The organism is Microcoleus sp. PH2017_34_RAT_O_A (assembly GCF_020737885.1).
Lineage (GTDB): Bacteria > Cyanobacteriota > Cyanobacteriia > Cyanobacteriales > Microcoleaceae > Microcoleus.
In genome coordinates, this window is record NZ_JAEQDD010000015.1 from 1 (window position 1) to 10,496 (window position 10,496).

A 10,496-nucleotide genomic window follows, 5' to 3' on the forward strand; every position below is an offset into this window, starting at 1 on the left:
TGTAAGGCTAACACTGCATAATTTCAGCCCAAAAGCGTTTGGCTTCCAAGTTTTCACAACTGATAAAAAAATCCGACCCACATCTGCGGAATGTGGGTTTTACGTTTGATCGGGTGGATTTACTTAACACTCGCTTCAAACAAGAATGCAACTGTAAACCCATGTTCCCAAGAATGCTCTTCATCAGTCATTGCCAATCTAAAATTTAAAATATAAAATAGTCTAACAAACTCTATTCCTGGGAAAACAATTATGAAGCATCAGCCTTTATTCGATAAAATTCCCAACTTTTCAACTTTTTTAGAACTTCTCAAAAAACACTTTTTTACTGTACCATTTTTAGTCATTTTCAACACTCTGGCTCTCCTAATTTTAGGCGGACTGAGCCTATACGCCAAACTCAACAACCAGGGAGACGGAGTTGAACGCCTCTTTAGCGATCCTTTTAATTTCTGGTTCCCTTACGAAGGCCTTTTCACCGGAATTTCCGAAGTCCTCTGGTGCATCCCAGTCGCAATTTGTGCATTTACATTCGGACTCCTGCGCCAAAAAGACCCCCGCAGTCGATCGGCAATATTCTTCTTTTTTAGCGCTTTACTGCTGGGAGTCTTTTTCTTGGATGACAGGTTTCGGATGACTTTGATTCTTTCTCAGTTGGGAATATCTAAGAAATTAATTTATTTGTGTTATGGTAGTGGCGTTTTCCTTTACGGAATTAAATTTTGGCGATACATCAAAACCACTCCTTACCTGCCCTTAATCGCCGCATTCCTCTTATTTGCTATCTCGCGGTTTGAGGATATTATAGACACTCGTAGTCTAGGAGCACACGCTATGTTAGAAGATGGCACTAAGTTATTAGCTCTTCTGAATTTGGCTATGTATTTTTGGCACGTATGTTATCAAGCAATTTGGCGACATTTGCAGCAGACGGAAAAACCTTAAGTTAGTTGACAGTTGACAGTTGACAGTTGACAGTTGACAGTTGACAGTTGACAGTTGACAGTTGACAGTTGACAGTTGACAGTTGACAGTTGACAGTTGACATTACCAATTCCAATCCGCAATGCCCAATGCGCTGGGAAGGCCAATGCCCAATGCCCAATCCCCAATGCCCTGGGAAGGCCAATGCCCCATGCCCCATGCCCCATGCCCCATGCCCCATGCCCAATTACCCATTGCCAATTACAAACAAACTTTTCATGTTTTTTTTATTCCTCTGACTAAAACTGTCAGGCAATCCCCGAAACCGCTGGAAATTCAGAAATTGAAACCCGCGAACATCAGCCAGTAACTTTGGCGTAGATTTTACCGCCGAAGTTGCAGCACAAGAGGCAATTTCTTTCTCTACTGTTAACACATTTCCGTAAAGATTGGCAATTATTTCTTGACCCCCAGCAGTCATTTTCAAATGCTGCAATCCTTCTTGAATGTAGGGATATACAACATTCCAAAAAAACTTGGGATAGCCCGATCGCAAATCTGCCGGATGGCAGTAGCCTAGATTTTTATTACTACCTATTTCTTCAAATTCATAAAACAGCGCCGGTATTTTTTGTAAGTAGCGGGGGTCGCTGAGTTGACCGAGCAAATCTGCTGCCCGCACTAAGCCGGGATAATTGCCAGTACAAGAGTGTTCTTCGTCGTTCGGTACGGGGAAGCGAGTCAATTCAATATTACGCATAATAGCCTCCGAATCAATCAAATCGTGACCGAAAAAATGTTCTTGTACGAACATTTTACCCCTGTCTATATGATAGGGAGTTAAGCTAGCATCAGTTGTACCCGATTCTAGATAAATTGTATTGTTGTCAGTGCCTGTCGCATACAATCTTTGGCTTTGTTGATCTTGAGGGCAGATTCCTTTGACGTAACCGATATCGTGACACAGCCAAGAAACGATCGCCTCCAGCCAATTTTCTGGGGAGATGTTTCCTTCGCTCAGGTATTTACCGCGCAATATTTCTTGCCCTACTAAGGTGACAAGAACTGTATGTTCGACGTTGTGATAAAGAGCGTCGCTGCTGGCAATGTTTTCTAAAGCTAGGCTGACAACCTGTTCGATAAGTCTGGCGCTGTCAGATTTAATGTTCCCGTAAGTGTTTCGGTATCCGGCTTTTAAGCTTTCAGTTAAGGAACTGATGATGACTGTGGTGGGGTTCAACATTTGTAGTTACCTTGATGGCGGGTGATTGCGAACTATTGCATATTTGCAATTAGTCTGTCAGAGGAGTATTTTTTTTTCCAAGAAGTCATTTGTGCAGTCAATCTAAAATCTAAAATCTAAAATCTAAAATCGATCGACTGGCTGTTGGTTTTTATTGTCACCGATCGCAATTGGCGATCGCAACCAGAAAAGCTCATAAGTTTGACAGTTTTTGCGCCTCAGCAATTTCCCGCTGATTGGGGAGCTACCGCAATACCTCATAAAAACTCATAAAACCTCAGGAAAGCGAAGGAGCAGCTAACTCGACTCGGAATTTGCCGTGCAAGCCCTCAGCTCGGCTGCTGGCTTGAATGTTGACCCGCGAGGCTATACAATTTATAAAAATTCTTGCTATCAAGGAAGTGTGGGACTTTTTTTCTAAAACGAACCTACAGCAGGCAAGCTCCCAACCCCGATCGCCATCAGTGATTCCCAAATCTAAAATCTAAAATCTAAAATCTCCAATCTACAATCGAAATACCTTAGTAGAAAAATGAATATTCAAGAAGCTTTAGAATTTATAGAAAACTCAGTTCACCTCAAAACTGGCAAACACCTCAACGATTTGGAAAGGCAGGTTTTTATCGGGACTTGGCAAGGACAAACCTATGAACAGATTTACCCATTAAACCCGGAATATGTCGAAAAAGATGTAGGATACAAGCTGTGGCAGAAGCTGTCAAGTATCTTGGGAGAGAAAGTTACAAAAAAGAACGTGCGAGGAGCCATAGCTCGATCGATCGCGCGGCAGGAAATGCGATCGGCAGAACATCTAAAACAGCCTTCCCAGACTGAACCGAGAAATGGGACAAATCACGGAAAACGAGTTTTTATTAGCTATTGCAACCAAGAACCCGATCTGAGTTTGGCACTGGAGCTTGCCGAAGGCATAAATGCAACGGGACACCAAGTATTCGCTGCCAATATTGGGGCGGTTTATCCCGATCGCGAATCAGCAAAAAACTGGCTTTCTCAAATTGACTTTCAATTAGAACAGTGTGACTATTTTTTATTGCTGCTGTCCGGGGAAACAGCAGTTAGTGAAATAGTTATGGAAGAATTGCGGAAAATCAAAGAATTGCGCTACAGACGGCAAAATCCGGCGCCTGCCGTGTTGCCAATTCGAGTCAATTATCCTCCCAGCATACGGCTAAACCATGACTTGCGGAACTACATCAACGATACTCAGCAGCGCGAGTGGACATCGCCGGCTGACACGGTACTACTGCTACAAGAAATCAACCAAATGCTTTTAGAAACAGTCGCTGGGGAAAGCACAGTACAGCCAGCAGGTACATCGCAAACAGATACAGAAGATGACATATCCGCAGGATTTATAGTTAATTTAAACCTGCTGACGCCAGAGCATTCTTTCCTTAAAACTGCGACTCAGACTGTAACCATTTCTCGGACTCTGCCGCTTTCAAATCCTCCATCACCCGCCGCAGAGCCGCAGATTCCCCAAGGACAAGTCAGGCTGGATTCGGCTTTTTATGTCGATCGCGTTCCCTGGGAAGCTCAGTGTTACAAGGAACTTTTGCAGCCGGGAACTTTAATTAGGATAAAAGCACCGAGACAAATGGGCAAAACTTCGTTAATGGCGAGGATTCTTTATCAGGCAAAAGAACAAGGCTATCGCACTGTTCCTCTGAGTTTTCAACACGCAGATGCTGCGTCATTTGCCAATCTCAATTCACTGCTGAGGTGGTTCTGCAACAAAATTACGCGCAAGCTGCGGTTGCCTCACCAGATTGACGATTATTGGACTGATACTTACGGCAGTAAAGATAATTGTACGGCTTATTTTGAAGATTGTTTGTTGTCGGGAAACAATGCACCGCTGGTGTTGGGATTGGATGAGGTCGATCGCGTTTTTCAGTATCCTACAATTGCCGATGATTTTTTTGGGCTGCTAAGGGCCTGGTATGAAGAAGCCGGATATGGCGACAGCGACAGCGAACTGTGGGCAAAACTGCGTTTGGTAGTGGTGCATTCAACAGAAGTTTACATTCCGCTGAACGTGAATCAATCGCCTTTTAATGTGGGTTTGCCAATAGAATTGTCCGAGTTTAGCGCCGAACAAGTGGCTGATTTAGCGAGAAGGCACGGGCTGAATTGGCAAATAAATATGGTGGAAAAATTGATGAATATTGTGGGCGGTCATCCGTATTTGGTGCGGGTAGCTTTATATCACATTGCTCAAGAATTTGCTCTTTTCAATCGCCGATTTTCAGGTTCTGCCAAAGAACAAAAAGATTTAGAGGAAAGTTTAGATGAACTTTTAGAACTTGCTCCTACTGAAGCAGGAATTTACGGCGATCATTTGCGCCGTCATTTGTGGAATTTGCAAGAACATCAGGAGTTAGCAGTGGCTTTTAGTAGGGTAGTAGCAGCTAATGAACCTGTAGAGTTAGAATCTGTGCTGGCGTTTAAGTTGCACAGTTTGGGGCTGGTGCAGTTGCGGGGAAATGAGGTAACTGTGCGCTTTGAGTTGTACCGTCAGTATTTTGGCGATCGACTAAAATGTATTTAAGATTCATCTAACTTACAAAACTCTTGCGGGAGGTAATAAAATGCCGTCTCCATTTCCAGGGGTAGACCCTTACTTAGAAAATCCTGAATTTTGGCCGGAAGTTCATCACCGCTTAATTACGGCGATCGCCGATGCGATCGGGCCTGCGCTGCGCCCGAAATACCGGGCGGCAATTGAAAAGCGGATTTATTTGAGCGAGGCCGAAGATAGCGATTTGTTGGCAATTCCTGACGTGACAGTATTCGATCGCCCGTCCACCCCCAGCCAATCTGTTATGACTGCAACGCTGCCCCATTCCGAACCGATGACAGTTACGGTACCAATATTGGAAGAAGCTAGGGAAGGCTATTTAGAACTCCGAGAGGTAGGTACAAATCGGGTAATCACAGTCATAGAAATTCTTTCGCCGAAAAACAAACGCACTGGGAAAGGTCGAGAGGCCTATGAAAACAAGCGACAAGAAGTGTTAAGAAGTGCCTCTCATTTAGTAGAAATTGACTTGCTCAGGGCCGGGAGACAAATGCCTGTAACTGGCGGGACTAACACGGATTATCGCATTTTAATTAGCAGGGCAAATCGCCGTCCAAAAGCTCAATTGTATGCTTTTACGGTACGAGAAGAAATTCCACCATTTTTCTTGCCATTGCAGCCGGGAGATACAGAATTTCAGGTGGATTTGCAAGCTTTGTTCAGCGGTGTGTATGACAGAGCGGGATTTGATTTGTCGATCGACTATGCTCAGCAGCCTGTGCCGCGACTGAAGGACGATGATGTTGGTTGGGCACAGGCGCTTTTGCAGGAAAGGGGATTGCGGTGAACGGGGAGTTATTTCGGGCGATCGATTAAAATATTATCACCAAGAGGAGTGAAAAATCTTGATTCCCTTTGAATTTATCGTCACTGGTTCGCCAGTTTCTCTACAAACAAATAACCGAGCAAAACTTCAAGAGTGGAAAGCCAAAGTCGGTCAAATAGCCGCCGAAGCTATGCCAATAGGAATGTCAGCAACTAGCGAACCAGTTCAAGTCATCATCACTCACTATTGCATTACTCAAATATCTGATTTAGATAACATTATCAAGCCGATTGTAGATGCGATGAAGATTTTAGTTTACGTTGATGACAGACAAGTTACCGACCTCACAGTAAAACGGCGCAAACTTAAGGAATTAGAAGATTTTACTGCGATATCTTCTTTGATAGCTGAAGCTTTGACTGCGGCCCAAGAATTTATCTATGTTAAAATTGACCTACCAACCGAGCCGATGGAGCTAAATCAATGATAGCAGCCATAGAAAAATTAGAAGCAACAGAAATTGCAGATATTGCCGATAAATATCGCCAGCAAGGTTATCAAGTGTTAGTAAAGTCGAGGGATTATGACTGGCAAAAATTTATTCAAAATCCAGAAATAGACTTGATTATTTGTACGGCTCAAGAATCTGTCCTTGCAGCATTAAAACCGCGTCCTCCTGAGTCAAAAAGTCAAAAGACTTCCGAAGAAGAGATGATGCAACCTTCCTATGACTATCGCCAGCACGATCTATACGATATTCAGGTTTACATGGTAAGAGCATCAGAAATGATCGAAAAAGGTAATTTTGAACTCGCTACCTGTTCGATCGGATCTATTACTGAATCAGTGATGCGGATGGTAGCTGAACACCACTCGATTAATTTTGAAATTCAAGAACCGCCTATTTTGGCTCAAACATTCCTCGCTCACGGTTTGATGAATGGGGAGGATTATGAAGTTTTGGTGGCGGCGCTGGAAATTCGCGATCGCGTGATTTTTCAGCGAGAAAAAGTTACTGTTGAACTCAATTTGGCGCGCCGTGCTTTTGAAGCATTGCAGCGTCTTTTAAGTCAATCTGGACAAATTGAAGGGTAATTAGGCTCTCAAATGGCGATCGGCTGTGTATTCTACTCATTGAAAACAGGTTATGTATCAAGAAAAAAGCTCAGCCTATACTTATAAAGTTGGTGGACATTTGCCTCTAGATGTTTCCACTTATGTAGTGCGACAAGCGGATTCTGAACTTTATCAAGGCTTAACAAATGGCGAGTTTTGTTATGTGCTGAATTCTCGCCAGATGGGTAAAACTAGCTTGCGCGTGCGAACTATGCACAAATTGCAAGCAGAAGGTATTGCTTGTGCGGCGATCGATCTAACTAAAATCGGTTCTCAAGATATCAATCCCGATCAGTGGTATGCGGGGGTTATTAGACGTTTAGTTACCAGTTTTAAGCTAGATTTGAATTTGAGATCGTGGGTGCGGGAGCGAGAATTCTTGCCGCCCGTACAGCGCCTAAGCGAGTTTATTGAACAAGTTTTACTGGAAAATGTTCAGGGTAAGATTGTAATTTTTGTTGATGAAATAGACAGTATTTTGAGTTTAAATTTTCGGGCAGATGACTTTTTTGCCTTCATTCGTGCTTGCCATGAATTCGATCGCCTGACTTTTGCTTTGCTGGGGGTTGCGACTCCTTCGGACTTGATTCAAGATAAATACTGTACGCCTTTTAATCTCGGTCGCGCTGTCGAATTGTATGGCTTTAAACTGCACGAAGCTCAACCTTTGGTACAAGGTTTAGCAGGGAAAGTTAGCTATCCTGAGTCTGTTGTAGAAAATGTACTGATTTGGACGGGAGGACAGCCGTTTTTAACTCAAAAGATTTGCAACTATATTTGGCAACAAGCCGAAAATTTCCCGGCAAAAATTCCTCAGGATAAATCTTTAATCGCAGATTGGGTGGAGAATTTAGTCCAGACGCAAATTATTGATAATTGGGAAGTTCAAGACGAACCGCCACATTTGAAAACAATTCGCGATCGCATTCTCAGAAGCGGACAGCGTACTGAGACTTTGCTTAAAATTTACCAGCAAATTTTAATTGCTTCTGATTCGTGTAGCGAAGCCAAAATTCCGGCTGATGAAAGCCTCGAACAAATGGAACTGCGATTGTCTGGTTTGGTTGTGAAAAGAGGGGGGATTTTAAGCATTTATAATAAAATTTATGCCTCTGTATTTAATCGAAATTGGACGAAAAAAGCTTTGGCTGCTCTCCAACCAAACTTTAAACAATTAGTTGCCCATCAAGAACACAAAGTCCTATCTATGCTCAACAGTATGGAAGGCAGAGATTTTGAGGATGTACTCTATGAAATTTTGGGTTCGATTACTATTAAACTAGGGGAATTGATGAGTGTCGATCGCATTACCATATTTTTTATAGATAAAGATAAAAATGAACTTTGGTCGATTATTGCCAGAACTACAAACAGCAGTTCGACAAAGATTCAAATTATGGCAAACAATCCAACAGCAGGCAGAGTGACTATTTATAAAAAAGCTGTCAGCATTCCCAGCGATTTATCGGAAAATTGGTATTCCGATGTCGTGGAAGAGCAAGATAAAAAGACTGGTTACAGACTTTACAGCAATTTAACCTCACCTATGTTAAATGAAAAGGGAGATATATTTGCTTTTGTGCAGTTGGTCAACAAGTTAAAACAACAGCACGATCCGGCAGGAACTTTTTCTGAGAAAGTCGATATAGAAGGGTTTACAGAAGTCGATCGCACTTTGATTGGAGAGTATGTTCCAGCTATTCAGCGGTTGTTGGAAAGGTGTCAATCTTGTTATAAGTTAACTCAAAGATTGCAAGCTTCGGAAGCTCTGACGGAAGCAACGCGATCGGTTTCTCAAAGCAGCTTGGATTCGGAAGAAATTATCACTAAAGTGATGGAAGCTGCTAAAAGATTGATGAATGCCGATCGCAGCACTCTTTGGCTGTTAGAACGCGAAACAGGGCAACTGTGGACAAAAATCCGCTTTGAAGATGGCTCGGTTCGCGAACTCCGGATCGAAGTCGGACAAGGTTTTGCGGGTCAAGTTGCTGATAGTGGCAAACCTGTAAATATTCCCTTCGATTTGTACGAACATCCCGAATCAATAACCGCGAAACAAACTGACCAAAAAACAAAATATCGTACTTGCAGTTTGCTGTGTATGCCTGTTTGCAGTCCTGACGGTGAATTAGTGGCTGTCACTCAATTAATTAACAAAAGAAGACCGGGAGATTTCCCAGAATATGACCCGGAAACTTGGCCGGAAGCACCGGAATGCTTTCAAGACAGCTTCGATGCTAACAGTCAAAAATATATGCAAATTTTTAACACTCAAGTCGGGGTGGCACTGCACAATGCGAGACAATTTGCAGCGATGAAACAGCAGGCGGAAGACCACCCGCAAAATGTGGTCAGCCAAACTCTGGCAATGCTAAATCAGGTGATGGATGGTCAGGGTTTTGATGATATTCTTGATGCTACTTTGCGATCGATTACTTTGAAAATGGGTAAGTCTTTGAATGCCGATCGCACTAGCATTTTTCTGTTAGACGAAGAAAAAAATGAGTTTTGGTCGATTATTGCTGAAGCCGATGCTGAGGGCGATCGATCGCTAGAAATTCGCGTTCCGGCAGATAAAGGAATTGTCGGTCATGTGGCGTCTACGAAACAAAGTATTAATATTCCGTTTGATTTTTATGACGATCCGCGTTCGGAAACGGCAAAAGCATTAGATATCAAAAATGGCTATCGAACTTATACTATGTTAACACTTCCTTTGTTAAATGACGAGGGTAATTTAGTAGCTGTAATTCAGCTAATTAATAAAATCAAAAAAATCGATCGCTCCAGCTTGTCTTTGTCAGAAAAAATTGATTTGGAAGGGTTTACAAAACTGGATGAAGAGCGGTTTGCCGAAGATGCGAATTTGATTCAAATGATTTTAGAAAGTTTCCGTACCTTTCACAAAACAGCCCGAGGACAAAGAGTTGCGGCTGCGTTGATGGCGGCTACTCGTTCTGTGAGTCAAAGCAGCTTAGAAATTGATTCGATTCTGCAACGTGTGATGGAATCTGCTAAAGAGTTGATGAATGCCGATCGGAGCAGTTTTTGGGTAATTGATAGAGATGCTAATCAATTGTGGACAAAAATTATTTTGCCAGATGGTAATTTATTGGAGTTGCGTGTGGCGATCGGGCAAGGTTATGTGGGACAAGTGGCCCAGATGGGGGTTCCTCTAAATATACCGTTCGATCTTTATGATTATCCGGGTTCTGAAACTTCTAAAAAGACGGACGAAAAAACCGGATATCGGACTTGCAGTTTGCTTTGTATGCCTGTTTGGAATCCAGACGGGGAGTTGATTGCTGTGACGCAGTTAATTAATAAAATTAAATCGGATGGCGAGGATAAATCGATTGAATTATCTAAGGAAAATGTGCCGGAGCGTTTTCGGGCAAGTTTCGACCAAAGCGATCAAAACTATATGAAAATTTTTAACAATCAAGTGGGGGTGATTTTGCAAAATGCAGAATTGTTGGCGGCGGTTAAGCGGCAGGAACAAACTTTGCGAAATAATTTGAGTTCGATCGGGGGTGATTAGAAGTCAGAGGAGAGGGGGAGAGGGGGAGAGGGATTATGTAATCCGACTAAAGAAACCGGGTTTTTTACCCTTGTTAAAGGCGATAAACCAGTGTTTTTGTAAAAAAACTGGTTTCTGCCTGCGAGACTATAGCATTTCTCAGAAAGATGAGGTATGACTTGTAAATGGAGTTTTTGATGCGACTTCGCTTGCTTTATAATCACTATAAGAGGGCTAAAGCCCAACTACGTACCTAAGAGGGCTAAAGCCCAACTACGTACCTAAGAGGGCTAAAGCCCAACTACGTACCTAAGAGGGCTAAAGC

Annotated in this window: 8 protein-coding genes; 6 read left to right on the plus strand and 2 right to left on the minus strand. The window is 42.7% G+C overall.

Annotated features, from left to right (window positions below; genetic code table 11):
* Nucleotides 1-252: 252 nt before the first annotated feature.
* The gene (locus tag JGK11_RS07210) at nt 253-945 is read left to right on the plus strand and encodes a hypothetical protein (RefSeq protein WP_293175834.1); all 693 of its coding nucleotides are present in this window, start codon (nt 253-255) and stop codon (nt 943-945) included.
* 226 nt (nt 946-1,171) lie between these two features.
* Here the strand turns inward: JGK11_RS07210 and JGK11_RS07215 are convergent, their stop codons facing one another.
* Entirely contained in the window at nt 1,172-2,167 is a 996-nt protein-coding gene (locus JGK11_RS07215; RefSeq protein WP_293175830.1) for an Npun_R2479 family HD domain-containing metalloprotein, read from the minus strand.
* Between the two features lie 123 nt (nt 2,168-2,290).
* On the minus strand, nt 2,291-2,428 hold the full coding sequence (locus JGK11_RS07220; protein ID WP_293193746.1) for a hypothetical protein: 138 nt from the start codon (nt 2,426-2,428) through the stop codon (nt 2,291-2,293).
* Between the two features lie 271 nt (nt 2,429-2,699).
* Between JGK11_RS07220 and JGK11_RS07225 the strand changes: the two genes are divergently transcribed.
* From JGK11_RS07225 to JGK11_RS07245, 5 genes are read left to right on the plus strand one after another with little or no spacing between them, the layout of a single operon-like run.
* Nucleotides 2,700-4,739 (plus strand): AAA-like domain-containing protein, encoded by a 2,040-nt coding sequence (locus tag JGK11_RS07225; RefSeq protein WP_293211111.1) that lies wholly within the window; start codon nt 2,700-2,702, stop codon nt 4,737-4,739.
* A gap of 40 nt (nt 4,740-4,779) precedes the next feature.
* Nucleotides 4,780-5,556 carry a DUF4058 family protein gene (locus tag JGK11_RS07230; protein ID WP_293211114.1) on the plus strand — a complete coding sequence of 259 codons (777 nt, stop codon included), beginning with the start codon at nt 4,780-4,782 and terminating at the stop codon, nt 5,554-5,556.
* A 58-nt stretch (nt 5,557-5,614) separates the two neighbouring features.
* The gene (locus JGK11_RS07235; RefSeq protein ID WP_293175824.1) at nt 5,615-6,022 is read left to right on the plus strand and encodes a RusA family crossover junction endodeoxyribonuclease; all 408 of its coding nucleotides are present in this window, start codon (nt 5,615-5,617) and stop codon (nt 6,020-6,022) included.
* Nucleotides 6,019-6,630, plus strand: coding sequence for a hypothetical protein (locus tag JGK11_RS07240; RefSeq protein ID WP_293175822.1), 612 nt, complete (start codon nt 6,019-6,021; stop codon nt 6,628-6,630). Before JGK11_RS07235 ends, JGK11_RS07240 begins: the two co-directional genes overlap by 4 nt.
* 52 nt (nt 6,631-6,682) lie before the next feature.
* Nucleotides 6,683-10,192 carry a GAF domain-containing protein gene (locus JGK11_RS07245; RefSeq protein ID WP_293175820.1) on the plus strand — a complete coding sequence of 1,170 codons (3,510 nt, stop codon included), beginning with the start codon at nt 6,683-6,685 and terminating at the stop codon, nt 10,190-10,192.
* Nucleotides 10,193-10,496 lie beyond the last annotated feature (304 nt).

Coding starts and splice junctions, on each gene's coding strand:
- JGK11_RS07210 (WP_293175834.1), top strand. CDS start 253: ATGAAGCATCAGCCTTTATTCGATAAAATTCCCAACTTTTCAACTTTT.
- JGK11_RS07225 (WP_293211111.1), top strand. CDS start 2,700: ATGAATATTCAAGAAGCTTTAGAATTTATAGAAAACTCAGTTCACCTC.
- JGK11_RS07230 (WP_293211114.1), top strand. CDS start 4,780: ATGCCGTCTCCATTTCCAGGGGTAGACCCTTACTTAGAAAATCCTGAA.
- JGK11_RS07245 (WP_293175820.1), top strand. CDS start 6,683: ATGTATCAAGAAAAAAGCTCAGCCTATACTTATAAAGTTGGTGGACAT.
- JGK11_RS07215 (WP_293175830.1), bottom strand. CDS start 2,167: ATGTTGAACCCCACCACAGTCATCATCAGTTCCTTAACTGAAAGCTTA.
- JGK11_RS07240 (WP_293175822.1), top strand. CDS start 6,019: ATGATAGCAGCCATAGAAAAATTAGAAGCAACAGAAATTGCAGATATT.
- JGK11_RS07220 (WP_293193746.1), bottom strand. CDS start 2,428: ATGAGGTATTGCGGTAGCTCCCCAATCAGCGGGAAATTGCTGAGGCGC.